This is a genomic window from Actinoplanes sp. NPDC051343 (assembly GCF_044455125.1).
Taxonomy (GTDB): domain Bacteria; phylum Actinomycetota; class Actinomycetes; order Mycobacteriales; family Micromonosporaceae; genus Actinoplanes.
Genome location: NZ_JBITEL010000037.1, coordinates 1 through 16,003, shown reverse-complemented (window position 1 = coordinate 16,003; position 16,003 = coordinate 1). Strand labels below are relative to the sequence as shown.

The window sequence follows — 16,003 nt, the reverse complement described above, 5'->3', positions numbered from 1 at the left end:
CCTCGGAGCCCTGGCCCTGCACTACCCCGACCGCATCGGCCCCTACATCAACTAACAAACCACAAGATCACTTACACAAAAATCTTGACAGGCTCGTTCGGGATGATCAACAGAGCCGGCCGGGTGGGTCCGGATCCTTGTCGTACGGCGGCGATCTCGGGCCAGGAGAGGCGGACACCCATCAGCGGCAGCCGCACGCCGACGCCGTCCACGGCCAGCACCGGCACTCGGCCTACCGTGCTCACCAGCACTGGGCCGCCGATGAGTGCCACGAACAGGACGCCGCTAATAAGGGAGCACCAACCGCAGGACACCGTCGAGAGCGATGCCGTAGATAATCATCGCGATGCCCGCCGCGATCAGGGCCAGGTACGCGGCGTTGGGACGGAGCCGAACCAGGAACGGTACCGCTCGACGGTACCGGTCCGCTGTCACCGCCGGATCGTTCGGCCTCAACGCGAAGGGTGTCACTCATCCATAGCGGTGTATGCATCGGACCACGTTGTCGGCCGCCCTGCGGGAAGGTCAACGCAGTCGTCCTCGAGGGCCTTGTGCGGTGGCGGTCGCGCAGCGGCCACGCTGTCAGATCAGTTTCGTGCTTCAACTATCGAGCATGATCGCCATCAGCGATTCGGCGGTCGTCGTTGCGGGCCGATCACTGACTTGTCCGTCACCAAGTTCCACCACCCGCCACGTCCCGTCGACGCGCTGGACAAGATCGGCCGTCACGAACGGCAGACCGAGCCCAGCGATGGCGTCCGCGAGGCCGGGCACAGTCTCGACCGCCAGGACCGGCGTGTGGTCGGGGGTGTCGGGGTGCGCGGTGGCCAGCCGGCAGACTCCATCGACCCACCAGGTGCGTGTTTCTGCGCTGGTGAGGTGCTCGAAGCGGCGCAGAACGAACCCGCCGGCCAGGTGCTCGCCCCGCAACTCGCGGAAGCGTTCGGCGATCGACCACGCTGCCTCGCCGTCGGCCAGCTCGGGAACGTAGGCCGCCTCGTGCCAGTGATGCTTCATCGATTTGGTGTAGTCGCGCAGCACGGCCGGACCCATACCCAGCTCGGCGCGGGCCGCATCGAACGCGGCTCGATCAGTCCCGGCCGTCCAGACGGAGGCGGGCGTGCACGCCGCCAGCTTCGGATACCACCCTGGCAGCTCGTGTCCCCGCCGGTACTGCTCGGCGCTGGTACGCAGCCGGATATCGCGACCGGCCAACCCGTCGGCGAACAGGGCATAGCTTGCGCTGTCGAGCATCCAGCCGCGGTAGACCGCCGTGGCGCCGTCGGCGGGGACACGCTCGAGCGCCTGGTCGGTAGCGCCCCGGCTGAGCGCGTCGTGGTCAACCAGCGCCACGCGGTGGCCGGCCGCGCGAGCGGCGTCGGCCTCGGCGGCGAAGTGCTCGTCCATCCGTCGTGGGCGCAGGACATCCGAGGGGAACAACACCAGCATGGCGGCATTGTCCCCGGCCCGGCTCGTGTCCGTCAGCCGATTTCCCGGGCGCCGCACGCTGCCCCTAGGTAATGCCGATCGACGACCGCCGACGGGAAGGGTCGAGGTGATGGAGCCACCCTGCGCTGACATGGACCTGCTGGGGACGTCCGTCCGACGCCAGGCGCATCTCGACCTGGCCGCTGCCGTCCGTTCCCGGCACCGGCACGGCTACACCGGCCGCGTGGAGACCCGCTGCGGTCCGGCTGAGCTCCGCCGCTTCAGTCGGCAGCCGGGCAGCTGGCGGGTCCAGGCCTGGGGTCACCTCGTCACCTTCCATCGGAGCCGGCGGCCAGGGCGATCCGGGCGAGTGCCAAGGTGGTGATCACCGCTGGCAGCAGGAACATCCCGGTGGTGATCGATGATGGGCCGTGGATGAGCAACCCGATCCCGATCACCGCGAACACGACCGCCACGAGGATAAGGCCGGTACCAGCCGCCGGCAGGCCACGACCGACGAACGTCGCGACTGCGGCAGCCAGTACGACGACCATCGCGACGCCCAGCACCACGGGTGTCGTGGCGCCGAACAGGCCGGCGTCACGGGCCTCACGGTCAACGGCCGTGACCAGCATGGCCGTCCCGCCCAAGATCAGACACGCGCCGGTGAGCAAGAGCATGCCGAACCCGCCCGGATGCGTCCGGCTGCCTGCCCTGGCCACTGAGTCGCCTCTCGGTCTCTGAATAGCCACCGTGCCACCTCGCCGAAGGCCGGTGCAACTCGATGTCGAACATGTGATCCGCTGGGCCGCCACAACCCTGCACATCGACGCCGGCCGACACCTGAGGAGAACGTGGCGAGGGCGGCAGCCCAGGATTTTGCGGTCCGCCACCGCTGCCCGCGCCCGTCGTCGGGCGCCTGGACACCTACCCGGGCAGCTGCGAAGATTTCGCCGGCTACTGGCTGCCCGTACTGCTCGGCGGTGCCGGTACCCCACACGCGGTGGCGGTTGTTTGTTACTCGAGTCTGGCAGCCGGCTCGATCGCCATGCCGTCTGGCGGCTGCTGCGCCAGCTCGCCAAGGCGGCCGGGATCACCGTGGTGATGAGCCCGCACGCACCGGGAAAGGGCACCGAGAGAACGGCGGCCTGTGTCTGCGTGACTCTGACGTTGGGCACGGACATCGCGGACCGGGCGGTCAGATCCTCGGGCCTGAAGAGGTGGCGCCCAGCAGCGCGGGTGGGCAGGCGACGCACATCGGGTGGGGAAGCGATAGGTATCCGCAGCCGGAGGCCGTGGTGTCCCATGACCTCGGGTTCAAACGTCTTGGTCGCCAGTCGAAGTATGCGCAATGGCCTGGTCAGTCACCGATGTGACGGGCCGGGTGAAAGGGTGCCGGGGCCTGTCCGCACTCCGCTTTCGCCATTGGAACAGCAGTGCAGGCCAAATTCCGTGGCGACCGGCCGCGGGCTTGGTAACCCGAACTGGACTGCCTGGCACGGCCGGAAAGCTGACAGATCGAAACAGGCCGCTGCTTCGTAGATCCGTGCGTCCACTCCAACGACAGCGGGGAAACGACCCATGACCGACGGCCAATGGATGCGACCAGGCCCCGAAGACCACACCGCGCCCGCCAATCCCGCGGCGCCGCCATCGCGGATCCGCGACAGAACGTTCGCCGGGCCGCAGAGCACAGACCATGGGACTGATCTGTCCCCGATAGCCGCCGCCCGGCGGGTACGGACACCGGTCAGGATCGCGGCGGCCGCCGTTGTCGCAGCGCTGGCCGCCGCCGTCATCGCGGTCGCGGTCGAGCGATCCGGTTCCGACACGCCGCCCACGACGGCCGCTGCAACCGGCGCCGGCACGACTATCTCCGCAGCCGGACCGGATCAGGACCCGGTTGCCGCTCTGCTGCAGCGCCGCTCGCAAGCCCTGCTGGCCGGCGATGAAGCCGGGTGGCTGGCCGACATCGACCCGAACGCCAATGGCCTGATCGCGCGGGAGAAGGTGCGGTTCGCCAACCTGCGCCAGCTCGGCCTCACTTCCTACCGGCTGGTCTCCTACTCTGTGCTCGCGGCGACCACCGGGCACGCCAGCGTCGGTGAGGTCATGCGACTGCGCGCTGACCTCGAGCGGTCGCAAACCGTCTCCGACTGGACCTTCGCCTCCGACAGCGGACGGCTACTGCTCACCGCGGTCGGGCCGAGCACCTATCAGTACGCCGCGTCCACGGCGGTCCCGAATCCGCCGTGGAACGACGTCGCGTTGCGCTCGGCCACCGCCGACGGCATCACGATCCTCGCCCCTGCAGCCGGCCGGTGGAATCCCGCGAGCTACCTTCCCGCCGCCCGCAAAGCAGCCGCGATCGTCCGGGCCCTGTGGGCCAAGCGGCGCGGGGTGCCGGGCTTCGTGGTGTTCCTCGCCGACCGCCAGCAGTTCCCTCACTGGCTGCGCCCGACAGGCAGCAGCCTGCCCGGCGCGGTGATCGGCGTCACGACATTTCCCCGGATGGTCGAGGCGGATGGCCGGAACCGGTTCGCCCAGCCGGACTTGAAAAGCCTGAACAAGCCGGTATACGAGCCGCAATACCTCGAACGGGGCGCCGGAGCCCGCATCGTGCTGGACATGACTCCGATCCACGGCACCCGCGAGGTGGAACAGACGCTGGCACATGAGATGGCACACGCCAACGGACCGAATCTCATCCAGACCGAAAACCTCGACTTCGCCACCGCCAACAACGGCCCGTCCGTCGTCAACCAGCCGACCTGGGCGATCGAAGGTTTCGCCCGCTACGTCGAGTACCTCGACAACCCGTCCTACGCCGACCAGGCGATGCGCCTGGTCCGCCAAAAACGATCCACCTACCGGCTACCAGGCCCCTTCCCGGCATCGAAAGGCTTCTACGACGGCGACGCCGAGCGAGGCACGTTCAACTACGACCTCAGTTCATCGATTTTCCTCGCCGCGGATCACACCGGCGGCCAGCAGAAAGCAGTCAACCTCTACATCGCCCTGACCAACAACGGCGAAGCCCTCAGCGACACCGAAACATTCCTCAACCCCCTGCTCAAACAAGTGGGCCTGTCCCCCAGCAAGGTCTGGTCGGCCCAGCACACCCTGACCGGCCGCTGACCCCCGCGCGAAGGGACACCTGACACATGCCGCCGTCGAAGGCCGCGCCCCGCAAGCGACTCTGGCTCATCAGCCTTCCGCTCATCCTCGCGATCGCGCTCTGCGGTACCGGATACACGCTCTACGAGCACAGCATCGCCCCACCCGCCGACTCACCATCGGAAGGCCAGTCACGCCAAGCCCAAACGAACGTCATCCACGCGAGCCTGTCCGCCCAGCAGCAGCGGCAGAATGCGATCAATACGGTCCTCGCCGGGCAGTCCGCCGCCCTCCTGGCCGGAAACCGGGCAAGATTTCTCTCTACCGCTGACCGGTCCGCCTGGCAGGTCAAGACCTGGCTGGCCGACCGCTTCACGTCGCTACCCGCGATGGGCGTCACGACATGGAACGCGGCGGCCGGTGACGTCATCGCCGACCGAGGCCACTGGAACACATCTCTGAACGTCACCTATTGCTTCGCCACAACGTGCGCCCGGCCGTCGAGCATCCACCTGCGCAGCGTCTGGAATTTCGACGATCCCGCCCATCCCGTACTCAGCGACATCTCTGACGCTGCTTTCGAAGTGCCGCCACCCTGGATGACCTCGGTATTGCGCGCCACGACAGGCTCCCGCGTCGTGGTCGCTGCAACAACCGCCTACGACAGCCAGATACCGAGAGTCCTGGCCGCTGCCCAGGCCGCGGCCAAGGTAACCGACACATACGCCACCACCCGGCCCGGCCGATACATCATCTACCTGGCCGACAGCCACGACTGGGCAACCTGGCCGACCGCCGGCGAAAGCCCATGGGTCGCCGGCATGGCAACCCCCGCCCAAGAATCCGTCATCCTCCGCATGCCCACACTGCGCCCCGGCGAACTGACTTCACTACTACGCCACGAGATGGGCCACATCGCCACCCTGGCCGAGGAAACCGCAACCGCCGGCAAGGTCGACAGTTGGTGGCTCAGAGAGGGACTTGCCGAGTACATCGCCTACGAAGGCGCACCTTTCTCGTCCTACGCCGGCGCCACCAACCGCGCAGCGGTCGGAAACTTCGTACGCGGCACTTGGAAAGGCGACATCAACGTCGACGAACCCGCCGTGACGGCATCCGATCGTGACGTCACCGCCCGCTACGGCACCGCCTTCCTCAGCGTCAGCTGCCTCATACACCAATACGGGCGAACCAACACGCTCAACTTCTTCCACCAAGTCGCCGACACCGGGCAACCTGCGACCGAAGCAGCACCCAACACCCTCAGACAGCCCTGGCCCAACATCAACACCACCTGCGCCGACCGAATCCGCCACACCGCCCACGCCGCGTGACGTCCTCGACGCGACCCCCGCGCTCGGTCGGCGGCAGAATAGCGCGCGTGATCTTGCACTAAGCGCGGCAGCGGCGCGACGCGCACCGAATATCCAGTCGGCTGACGACGTCGGTCGCCGTACGATCGCCGAGCAGACCTGCCCAACGCGCGCGATGCCGGGTAAGCGCGCGTCACTGAACCCAAGGATGGCGGCACCGTTCGAGTCGGGCCAGGTTCCCGTATCTTCCGCTGCCAGTGCGCCGGCGAGTCGCCTTTGCCGAGCGCTATCTGCGGCAAATGAGTGTGCCGGCACGACGACGCGCTTGGACGACGTTGACCGGCACCGCTGTGCACGCTCTTGTCGCACATAGTGGGGAGCCCCCACTCCACGGGTACATCATCGTGACCGTAGAGAGTCAACGTGTCACACTGCGTTTATGAACAGTTTGCCGTCGGGTCGCCCATGGCGGTACGACGTTGCGCTTTCATTCGCTGGCGGTGACCGGAACTACGTGGAGAACGTCGCTCGTGCGCTGAAGTCACAGGGCATCAGCTGCTTCTACGACGCTGACGAAGAAGTCGCTCTCTGGGGTCAGCATCTAGCCGAAGTCCTACCTGACATCTACATGCGACAGGCAGCTGTGGTGATCGTCTTTGTATCGGCGAGCTACGCGCGAAGCGACTGGACTCGCCTGGAGCGGCGCGCCGCCCTAGCTGAGGCGGTCCGGCAAAAACGCGAGTACGTACTTCCCGTCCGATTTGACGACACGCCTCTGCCAGGGCTGATTTCGGACTTAGTGTCAGTTCGCGCATCTGGCCGATCTCCCGAACAACTTGCAAGCTTGATCCTCGCCAAGCTGCAGGGCCTCGATCTCCTCGGACGATCGCATGCGGGACGGGACGAGGCCGCCGGACAGCCATCGAGCCAATCCCCGGTCGCGACGGCGCCGAACCAACTCCCGCGCAATCCAGACAAATTTACCGGCCGAGCTGCCGAGATGTCAGAACTCGATCAGATCGCAGCTGAGGCGGCGGATCAGAAACAGCCCGGTGTCTGCCTTCTTTCGGGTATGCCCTCAGTTGGGAAGACCTCACTGGCCGTGCATTGGTCCTGTGGGCGGACCACCCTATTTCCTGACGGTCAGCTGTACATCAATCTCAATGGCTTTGGTAGTGGACGGCCCTCCGGACCGAGCCGGGTTCTGCACGACTTCTTGACGGCGCTCGGGGTGGCACCTGCGGGCATCCCCCAGAACCTTCACGCGCGAGCCGCCCTCTATCGATCGATCGTTTCGGATTCACGGATGCTTGTAGTATTGGACAATTCGGCCTCGTACGCGCAGATCGAGCATTTACTACCTGCGTCACGTCAATCTTTCACGGTCGTGACAAGCCGGCTGCACCTATCCGCTCTGGTCGTTAACGAAAACGCCGTCAGAGTCAATATTGAACCCTTTGATCTGTCGGCGGCCATGACTTTTCTCGAGAAGATCGTGGGACACGACCGCGTGATAGTCGAAACAGAGGCGGCGTCCGAGCTGGCCCGGAGAGCACATGGCCTGCCCTTGGCACTGCGAACCTACGGAACGCTGCTGGCATCTAACCCAACGATGACTTTTCGCTCGATTAACGACGAGTTGTCCGACACGCCCACGCTGGACTCTCTGGATCAAGACGGCAACAGCCCGGAGGGTGCAAGGCAGTCCTTGAACTGGTCATACGGGAAGTTGTCTGTGCATGCGGCCGCGATGCTACGAGCCATCGGGCTACATCCCGGTCCAGAGATCAGCAGTTCGGCGGCGGCTGCAGCAGCAGGCGTCAAAGTTGCCAACGCTCGACGGAGCCTACGACAGCTGAGTTCGGCCAGTTTGCTCAGCGAGGTCGCGGATGGAAGGTACCGTCTGCACGACTTGATCAGCAACTTCGCAGACGAGAAGGCGAGGATTGACATGGATCTGTCGGACCGCAGCTCTACAGAGGATCGCATCGCGATGTGGTACCTGCACAGCGCGAACGCAGCCGACGTCCTCATCGCACCGCAACGCCGACGAATCTCGCTCGATCACATCGAAAGACCGGACGGCACTCTTGCCTTTTCCACCCGTGCGGAAGCGATCGAATGGTGCGACGGGGAACTCAGCAACATCGGTGACGTCGCAGCGCGGATCGCAGCGCGGCAGAGGCACGAAATGACCTGGCGGTTCGGCGTAGTTCTTTGGAATTATTTCTACCTAAGGAAAAGCTTCGAAGAATGGGTTCATCTCAGCCAGTTAGGAGTCCTTGCCGGCCAGAAGCTGGGTGATCCCGAGGCGCTGTTTCAGTCTCTCAACGGGCTCGCTAGCGCTCATCGCCACCAACACCGTCTAGCGGAAGCGGTCACCTACTTTCGTGAGGCACTATCACTTCGCGACCAAATCGACGACTGGAGCATCTCCTGGCTCGTCAACAATCTCGCCGAGACGGTACGCGGACTTGGCGATCATGAGGAGGCGCTCGACCTCTATCGAGAGGCGATACGAATTGCTGATGATGGTGGCGACACTTGGAGCAAGGGTTGCTTCCTGACCAACATCGGCGAAGCCTACGCCCAGCTTGGCGACTACGACGCCGCGATCAGTTCGTACCAAGCCGCGCTGCCGCTTCGTCGAATTCACGACCACCGCTACGGTGAAGGCTGGACCTACAACGACCTGGGAGAAGCGTTCCAAGCGCAAGGTCGGCACAGAGATGCGCTTGCGGCCTATGAGACCTCACTGAGTCTGCGGCGGCAGGTCAACGATCGCTACGGAGAAGCCTGGACACTGCACAACATTGCCACGGTGAAACGGGAACAGGGTCGGATGCAAGAGGCTAGATCGCTCTTTGAGCAGGCACTCGAGAGGCGTCGCCTGATCGGCGACCGGTGGGGTGTAGCTCGGACCGCGGATCAATTGGCCAATTTAGAGCGAAGTTCCGAAAATGCCGCGGCAGCACGAGAGTTCTGGCGGGAAGCTCTCGGCATCTATTCGGAGGTCGACCTTGAGCGAGCGCGAATCGTGAACGGCCTGCTTAACGAGCTTGAACCGTAGTCTCATGCTGGCGAAGTGAACCAAGCGCCCGCACCAGGTTGGTGTGAGAGCGTATTCATCTCGGCAGATCCGCGCACCCGCGCTCCGAGTGGCTTCATGATCGCTTGCACGCAGTGTGAGCGGGCTCCTGAGTAACCGTCGACGCCGCCCGCCGGTCAAGATCTCCCGACATCACTTTCGACGACCCGCTCCTGGCCGGTCCGACAGCACCAGACGGCGCATTGAGCAAGGCGATGGCCCACGCCGACGCGCCCTTGCAAGTGTGGCACCTCAACCGCCTCGACGCCTGGCGACAGATCGTCAACCGAGTCCGGTTCACCAGTGACTACAACCGACCATACGCCAGTGGAACCTTGCTGCCAGGCGGCCCCGAGAACGCCCCCGAGCTGCTATTTGACTGGGGCCGGCCGGTGTTGATCCTGCACGGCGCAAAGGAGATGAGCTTCCCTATCGGAACCGCCCGACGCCTGCACGCCGCACTGCCGGCCAGCACACTCGCCGAAATACCGGACGCAGCCAACATGGCACATTTCGACAATCCGACCCAATGGCTGGCCGCTATCCGCCGGTTGCTGGCGCCGTCATAGCCACGCGAGCATCGCAGAATATGGATCTCAAGATCCATCACGCTTTCCGCGCCAGAGCCCCAAACTCGCGACGAAGCCAACTGGGCTACCGGGAGGCTCCCGTGGTGAGTCGTCCCGGAGTGGGCGTGCGGCTCCAATGCAGTTACTTGGCCGCACGCCCCTGACGGGTTAACCGATGACGATCGTGATCTTGTCGATGTGGCTAATCAGCTCGGTAACAAGTGCAGTAATGGCTGCGGTGATCACAGCGCGCAACATGTCGCGAGAAAAAAGTCGTGTTGGCACAGCGGGAGTCTCTTGGACTGCGGGTGTGTCAGGTGGTGCAGCAATCTGTGGCAGTGGAGGCAACAAGCCGCCTCGGGCTGAGGTGGTTCGTGTTGAGGTTGCTCCTGCTCAGCCACTTCGTCGCGTCTGCATGGGTTCCATCGTACGGACGCCACGCAAGCGGGGGAAGTCAGCTCGGGTCTGGACTCTCCTGCGCCTTCTGTCGTTCCACCTCGTGGTCGAGCCCTTCGACGTAGGCGAAGATGGCCAGCTGTAGCGGGACGAGCCGACCCGGCGTGACGTCGTCAACGCCGGCGTCCGGGTGGTCCTCGAACGTGCCGATGGCGAACTCGACCTCGGTCCAGTAGCGCAGCACGTCCTTGAGGATCTGCATCGCGTCGGTGAACAAGTTCATGTCCGGATTGAAGGCCGGATCCATGATGTATTTCGTGAGCTCATGGGTCAGCTCGTGGCGATGGGCGTAGATGTCGTCGAGGCGGTCAGCCTGCTCCAAGGTGATGGCGCCGGAGTGCACCAGCCAAAGCAGCGAGGCCCGCATCTTGCGCTTCTTCGGGTCGCGGGCCAACACGTCGGCGGCATAGAGGTCCTCGTCGTACGTCATGCCGTTCTCGTCGAAGCCGTTCAGGTAGAAGTTCCGCACCCCGTCGATCACGGCCTCTTTGATGGCCTCGTGCGTCATGAGGTAGAGGCCGGCGAAGCCGAGCGTGGCCCGGATGTTCCACGATTCCAGCTTCTCGCCGAGCGCCTCCGCGTACGCTGCCCGCTCTTCCTCATCCATCGTTCGAGTGTCGGGGGCGACGAGCGCGGCTGGCAATGGAGTTCAGTCGTCGGTCGTTGGAGGGTCCATCGACGTCGCCGGCATCAGGACGCTGGCATTCGCCCGCAACCAGTCGTCGGGAAAGTGGACCCTGACCCCCTTCGCCTCGATCTCCTTGTCGGGGAAGTACACATGGGCCTCGAAGTCGTCCGTCTCGTACGACAAGATTTGGGCGATGCAGGCGTAGCCCCTGGTGGCGTAGGTCGACGAGATGTGCAGCGATGACAGATCCAGCGTCTTTATGCCGAAGTCCTGTAGCCGGAGCGCGACCGCCATCTTGGCCGAGTAGTCGATCAACTCTTGGTCAGCACCCGTAGGAGCGACGTAGTTGATCTCAGCCAGATTTTTTTGCGTACCGGATCGGCGGATGGCTGGGAAGAGGCGTCTGCGGACAGCCCCCTTCAAGAGGTCATAGGCGAGGTTGCCAGCCACTCCGCTTGCTGCGGCGCTCGCCGCGGCGAAGAAGATGTTCGTAACGGTATTGGCATCGCCAACCTGTATCCCCCGGCCGTTCTTAATGGTCACTGTGTATGGCTCTGTGGGCGCTTCCTTCTCGGTCACTTTTTCAGAGTAAGGACGTATGCGAGTGGCGGTCGAGAGCCGAAGGTTCGTCCTCGATCGACGTTCGGCGACGAAGGTGCGCATGGGGCCAAGGGTGGGTTCATGCCTCTTGGCGATCGACTCATCCGACTCTCGATGACGGTCGCGGTCGTTGCGCTAGCCACGATCGCGTTCGCTGTCTCGTACCGGTCACGCCTTCGGCCTGGCCGTCGAACTCGGCGAGGATCGAACCACGGCACGCATGATCCCGGTGACGATCGACGGCTTGTGTCCCGCGTCGGCGCTGACCGGGTTGTTCTGTTCGAGGTACGGATTGGCGCAGCCCAAGGTCGCTCGGTTTGCCCTCTTGATCGGTATCGGCGCCACCGTGGCGGTGAATCGCTGCGTCACCGTCCGGGATGCGGTCTGGGGGCATACCGCGATCTGAGTCGGGGCGCCGGCGAGTAGTCGTTCGAGCATGCTGCGTCGCCGCGACAACGGCTGGTCCAACAGTTCGGCGCCGCGACCAGCGCGCAGCAGGTCGAATGCCACCAAGTGGGCGGGGTGCCTGCGAACGTGCCGATGCAGGGTTCGGCCGGCGACGAGACGGCGCTGAAGTCGGGAAATTCGCAGCGGCCCCGGGTGGGATCCCAGACGATGATTTCGCCGTCGATGACGGTCCGCGGCAGCAGCACGGCCATCAACGAGTCCTTTAGATCAGGGAAGAAAGCGGTGAGGTCAACACCGCGGCGCGACTGCACGCGTATCCCGTCGTCGTTGCGCCAGATGATCGTCCGGAACCCGTCCTTCTCCAGACTGCGCATGTCTCACGAGACATTCGGGCCGCCGTCAGGTCGCAGACAGGGCCTGACGGTGGGGGTCCCCGCCACGCACGGCCGGTAACGGAAAGTGAATTGTCGACGCGCACGGACGGCGGCAGATTAGTGGACCGGCCGTCAGATCTGCACGCCCGATGCGGGCCGTCCGATCCCTCTTTTGGCGGCCTCAAGCTTCGGCCGGTTGATTGAGATGCGGTCACCACGGGTGACCGCATCTCAATACACGAAACGCCCGTTGGCTGTTCACGATGACGGCTCTAGTTCGTCCGAGTCCTTGGGCTTCGACGCGACTTCTTGGGACTTCGCTTCGATTGACTTCGACTTGCCGGGCTTCATGGCCTTGACCACCTCAGCGCAAGCCCTGATCGCTTCGACCCGGTCGCTTTTCGACACGGAGAAGACGCCGATGCACACGATCAACAGGACGACCACCGACGGAATACAGATGATCAACACGACAGCCCAAGGCGCATTCTGCATCAACGGCTGAACGTCTGGCAGCGTCACAACCATGCCTCTCGACTCTGACTGGTCGAGAGACGGGCACGTCAGCTCGACCAGTGCACCTCGACTGGTTCCTTGAGCTGAGAGGCCCTCGCTCCGACTCCGCGAGATCTCAGAGGCATACATGTTCGCGAGTTACAAGCCCGTGGGCTTGCGATTTGGGTTTCGCCAGTCGGAAGCGTCGCCCGCCGCCCCGAGGACCTTCCCGTCGCGGACGACACGACGGGAACCTGGAATCCAGTGAACCCGTCGCACGAGTGAGCGTATCCGATGCAGCGGATGTCAACCACTGCTGCAAAGGACTTCAGCCCGTCATGGAGACGCGCAAGCGGCCCGGTGCCGGGGTTGGCATGTCCGGGCCGCTTGAGAGGATCTCGGTTACTCCAGGATGTCGGTCTCCTGTTCCGCCTCGCGCTCGTTATCGTCATACTCCACCAGGTCGCCATCGATCACCTGGTGGAGATGACCCTGGGGCCGACCATCGTCCAGGACGATCGCCGACGCCAGCGCGTTGCGCGCCTGCGTCTCCGGAGACTCGGACAAAGCATCGATCGACACTCGCTGTCGCGCCTTGCCGAGAAGTTGCTCCGCCAGCCAGGCAGCGGCGGCGAACTGGGTCTTCGGCTCGACCTCCGGATCGGCGAGCGCCCGGCGCATCGCCTTCGTCACGAGCGGCAACAACGCCATGAGTTCGCTGAAGGTGCCTTCCTTGAGCCGCCTCAACGCCTCAGCCTGCACATCTGGGGTGATCCACTTAGGCGCCGGGCCAGAAAACGAACGTTTTGTGCACAGCTTTGAGGCACGCTCTCGGCGCGAATTGAGTACGTGCAATTCGGTACGAGCACGCATCGTCGTCGGCGGCACACCGTTTGGCAGCTCCCGTCCGGGGCACACGCTCGGCGGCAGATGTTCGCGGCTGTTGCGCAGTCCGGCTCTACAATCGCAGCGAGCGGCACGCACCCTGGTGCGTGAACGCCGCAGCTCGAGAGGACATGACCCCCTACTCTGGAACTATGTCACGCAAGTCGCGGAGCAAGGGAGCCGGGCGGACACAGAGCCCTCCTCCGGAGCCGACGACAAGCGCCGCTCCCGGGCCTGCTGCAGCGGCGCCGTCCAAGTCTGAAGATGGCAAGAAGCGCTTTGACCGCCGGATTGCGATTGCCACCCTATTGGTGGCCGTCCTTGCGGCCGGCGGCGGTTACCTGACATTCGTACAGGGGCTTTTCAAACGCGAGCAACACTCGCTACAAGTCGTGCTCGATCCAGAGGCAGGTCCTGGGGGCATCGAGATATACGCTGTGCCAAAGACTGTGGAAGATCAACCGGTCGACTACCTAGCGAGCGGCACCCTGACTGCAATCGACTGTACGCGAATGATTCCTATTGACAACGCAGGCAATTTCTACATGTTCTTGCGGATCGCCAAAGGAAACGTTGACGCCGACCGGTGGATCGCCTCCAATAAGGCCATTTTGTCGAACGGTGACGATATTACTCAGGCGGTCCGCAGGCTCCCGAGTTGCTCGAAGTATTGAGAAGGTATAGCGCCCGCCGCGCACGAGGCTATTGCGCAGCTCAACCGCGACCCTGCCGTTTGTGCCGTGCACTATTCTCGGCAAATCCGGGTACTGGAGCAAGAAAATCTTCACTTCAGGTCCAGGCGCGGTAACGTCGGCCACCGTTCACTAGCCCACTGTTGCCAACTCTCGAACCCGGCCGGCGCCGGCGGGAGCGGCGTGTCCGCGAGTTCGTCCGCGGTCGGCGGCTGAAACAGTGCCAAGAACCGATCGTGATCCATATCCGTCATCGGGAATGTCGACTCAGGGCCTTCCCGCCATCGGAGGCTGGCTCGCGCCCGCCGTTCCGGCTCCGCCAGGCTGAGGTACCGCAGTTCGAAAGCAGCGCCGGCGGTCTCGGCGATCGACCGGATCGCGTACCGCTCTTCGCTGGCCCAGCATCCGAAATCCAGAACCACGGAGGCTCCGCTTCGAAGTACCTCGTGTGCGGTCCAAATCATTCGGCCCTCGAGGATGTCGCGTCGGCCGTCCGCCTCGCCGTCCTGGAACAACGGGGCCATCCACTCGTCCGGGGTGAGCCGCAGGATGCGGCGCTCGGCGGCGATCTGCTTCGCCACGGTCGTCTTGCCGGAGCCGGGCAGGCCGACCATCAAAAATAGCTTTGGCCACACAGACACTTAGCCATAATCGCGTCTGGCAGCCTGATTAGGTAGCGGATTTTAGCGTCCTCATCTCGGCGCGTCGCAGGATCGGAGCCGCGCGCAGAGCGGGTCACCGCCGCTGCCGGGGATAGGCGCCGCTGGGCGGTACGCTGCGGCTGGTCAGGGGCGCTTCACCCAGCAATGCGCTCCTGACCACCGACCATGGTCCGCCGCAAAGACTTTCTCCTTCTGCACAGGTGTAGTCGATCAGGTTCCGGAGGCCATGTACGCGGCCAGGATGTAGTTAGGGTGCCGGTCGAGGTTCTTGCGCGCCCGGTCGTAGCGCATCGTGGTCTTCGGGTCGGCGTGCCGGGCGGCGATCTGCACATCGCGGAGGCTCACTCCCGCGTCCAGCATGGTCGTGACGAAGGTATGACGCAGCATATGGGGATGCATCTGAGGCATCCTGATCCCCGCCGTCTCGGACAACTGCCGGAGCCGTCGAGTCGCGGCGTGCCGGTCCATCCGCCGACCAGCGGTATTCCGCAGGATCGGTCCCTGCTCCCGGCCCTTGATGACGTGCTCGATCGCACGGGCCACCGCCGGCGGCAACGGGATCAGAACGGTCTTCCCGCCCTTGCCGCGGACCTTCAAAACCCCGGTGGCCGTGTTCCTCGCCGAGATCAGCGATGTTCGCGCCGCAGGCTTCGAAAATCCGTAGCCCAAGCAGGCCCAACATCGCGATCAACGCGAAGTCGTTACGGTTGGCCGACAGCCGAGCCGTGCTGAGCAGGGCCTCGAACTGCAGGTGCCCGAGCCCGAGGGTGGGTGACTCGGTAGGCATCGGTGGCCGACGCACGTAGTCGGCCGGCGAGTGGGCCAGGATCTGGTCGATAACGCAGACCCGGTAGAAACCGACCACGACCGACAGCCAGCGGGAGACGGTCGAGGGCTGGTAGCAGCGGATCTCCTGCAGCCAGCGCACGTAGCGTTCGATCTCGGCCCGGCCCAGGTTGAGCGGGTCGAGGTCCTGACCTGAACACCAGGTGATGAACACCTTGAGATCAGAGCCGGTATGCACCCGGGACTCACCCCGGTAGCGGCCCAGGTAAGCGGCCACCGCCGCACGCAGCACCCGCTCGTCGCACGCGACAACAGCTTGATCAGAAACAGGGAAGGTAGTCATACCTCACGGTGCGTCACCGTCGGTGCGAACGCCACCGCCCTCGGCGCGGCAAAAGAGGATGACTCTAGACACCTTTCCGGTTGGGGGTCTGGCGCAGATCCACTGTGACGCTTGCGGGTGATCGTCTCGGTAACCCGTCGTCGAGTCTGCTGAGCTGTA

16 protein-coding genes and 1 pseudogene are annotated in these 16,003 nt (G+C 64.4%); 5 read left to right on the top strand and 12 right to left on the bottom strand.

Annotated features, from left to right (window positions below; all coding sequences use genetic code 11):
* Nucleotides 1-71: 71 nt before the first annotated feature.
* From ACIA5C_RS48360 to ACIA5C_RS48345, 4 genes are all read right to left on the bottom strand, one after another.
* Nucleotides 72-227, bottom strand: a complete 156-nt coding sequence (locus ACIA5C_RS48360) for a hypothetical protein (RefSeq protein ID WP_396068118.1) — start codon at nt 225-227, stop codon at nt 72-74.
* A 58-nt stretch (nt 228-285) separates the two neighbouring features.
* Nucleotides 286-435, bottom strand: a complete 150-nt coding sequence (locus tag ACIA5C_RS48355) for a hypothetical protein (protein ID WP_396068116.1) — start codon at nt 433-435, stop codon at nt 286-288.
* Nucleotides 436-600: 165 nt separating this feature from the next.
* Nucleotides 601-1,449, bottom strand: a complete 849-nt coding sequence (locus ACIA5C_RS48350; RefSeq protein ID WP_396068114.1) for an ATP-grasp domain-containing protein — start codon at nt 1,447-1,449, stop codon at nt 601-603.
* A gap of 308 nt (nt 1,450-1,757) precedes the next feature.
* The gene (locus tag ACIA5C_RS48345) at nt 1,758-2,108 is read right to left on the bottom strand and encodes a hypothetical protein (RefSeq protein ID WP_396068112.1); all 351 of its coding nucleotides are present in this window, start codon (nt 2,106-2,108) and stop codon (nt 1,758-1,760) included.
* A gap of 901 nt (nt 2,109-3,009) precedes the next feature.
* On the opposite strand from ACIA5C_RS48345, the gene ACIA5C_RS48340 reads away from it, so the two are divergent.
* From ACIA5C_RS48340 to ACIA5C_RS48325, 4 genes are all read left to right on the top strand, one after another.
* Nucleotides 3,010-4,566, top strand: a complete 1,557-nt coding sequence (locus tag ACIA5C_RS48340; protein ID WP_396068110.1) for a hypothetical protein — start codon at nt 3,010-3,012, stop codon at nt 4,564-4,566.
* 26 nt (nt 4,567-4,592) lie between these two features.
* Nucleotides 4,593-5,879, top strand: a complete 1,287-nt coding sequence (locus tag ACIA5C_RS48335) for a hypothetical protein (RefSeq protein WP_396068108.1) — start codon at nt 4,593-4,595, stop codon at nt 5,877-5,879.
* 418 nt (nt 5,880-6,297) lie between these two features.
* Complete coding sequence (locus ACIA5C_RS48330; RefSeq protein ID WP_396068106.1) at nt 6,298-8,928, top strand: tetratricopeptide repeat protein; 2,631 nt, start codon at nt 6,298-6,300, stop codon at nt 8,926-8,928.
* A gap of 233 nt (nt 8,929-9,161) precedes the next feature.
* Nucleotides 9,162-9,515 carry an alpha/beta fold hydrolase gene (locus ACIA5C_RS48325; protein ID WP_396068104.1) on the top strand — a complete coding sequence of 118 codons (354 nt, stop codon included), beginning with the start codon at nt 9,162-9,164 and terminating at the stop codon, nt 9,513-9,515.
* Between the two features lie 454 nt (nt 9,516-9,969).
* Here ACIA5C_RS48325 and ACIA5C_RS48320 read toward each other — a convergent pair whose 3' ends face one another.
* The 6 genes and pseudogenes from ACIA5C_RS48320 to ACIA5C_RS48295 form a co-directional block, all read right to left on the bottom strand.
* Nucleotides 9,970-10,578, bottom strand: coding sequence for a hypothetical protein (locus tag ACIA5C_RS48320; protein WP_396068103.1), 609 nt, complete (start codon nt 10,576-10,578; stop codon nt 9,970-9,972).
* Nucleotides 10,579-10,620: 42 nt separating this feature from the next.
* Entirely contained in the window at nt 10,621-11,178 is a 558-nt protein-coding gene (locus ACIA5C_RS48315) for a hypothetical protein (protein WP_396068101.1), read from the bottom strand.
* A 189-nt stretch (nt 11,179-11,367) separates the two neighbouring features.
* Nucleotides 11,368-11,712, bottom strand: a complete 345-nt coding sequence (locus ACIA5C_RS48310; protein ID WP_396068119.1) for a hypothetical protein — start codon at nt 11,710-11,712, stop codon at nt 11,368-11,370.
* A gap of 86 nt (nt 11,713-11,798) precedes the next feature.
* A pseudogene (locus tag ACIA5C_RS48305) lies at nt 11,799-11,981 on the bottom strand (hypothetical protein); the annotation flags it as partial.
* Nucleotides 11,982-12,239: 258 nt separating this feature from the next.
* Nucleotides 12,240-12,509 (bottom strand): hypothetical protein, encoded by a 270-nt coding sequence (locus ACIA5C_RS48300; protein WP_396068099.1) that lies wholly within the window; start codon nt 12,507-12,509, stop codon nt 12,240-12,242.
* A gap of 369 nt (nt 12,510-12,878) precedes the next feature.
* The gene (locus ACIA5C_RS48295; RefSeq protein ID WP_396068097.1) at nt 12,879-13,223 is read right to left on the bottom strand and encodes a hypothetical protein; all 345 of its coding nucleotides are present in this window, start codon (nt 13,221-13,223) and stop codon (nt 12,879-12,881) included.
* A gap of 290 nt (nt 13,224-13,513) precedes the next feature.
* Between ACIA5C_RS48295 and ACIA5C_RS48290 the strand changes: the two genes are divergently transcribed.
* Nucleotides 13,514-14,035 carry a hypothetical protein gene (locus ACIA5C_RS48290; RefSeq protein WP_396068095.1) on the top strand — a complete coding sequence of 174 codons (522 nt, stop codon included), beginning with the start codon at nt 13,514-13,516 and terminating at the stop codon, nt 14,033-14,035.
* A gap of 110 nt (nt 14,036-14,145) precedes the next feature.
* Here the strand turns inward: ACIA5C_RS48290 and ACIA5C_RS48285 are convergent, their stop codons facing one another.
* Both ACIA5C_RS48285 and ACIA5C_RS48280 read right to left on the bottom strand, forming a co-directional pair.
* Nucleotides 14,146-14,667: an AAA family ATPase gene (locus ACIA5C_RS48285; RefSeq protein WP_396068093.1), complete on the bottom strand. Its 522-nt coding sequence runs from the start codon at nt 14,665-14,667 to the stop codon at nt 14,146-14,148.
* Between the two features lie 258 nt (nt 14,668-14,925).
* Nucleotides 14,926-15,384 (bottom strand): tyrosine-type recombinase/integrase, encoded by a 459-nt coding sequence (locus ACIA5C_RS48280; protein ID WP_396068091.1) that lies wholly within the window; start codon nt 15,382-15,384, stop codon nt 14,926-14,928.
* Nucleotides 15,385-16,003: the final 619 nt, after the last annotated feature.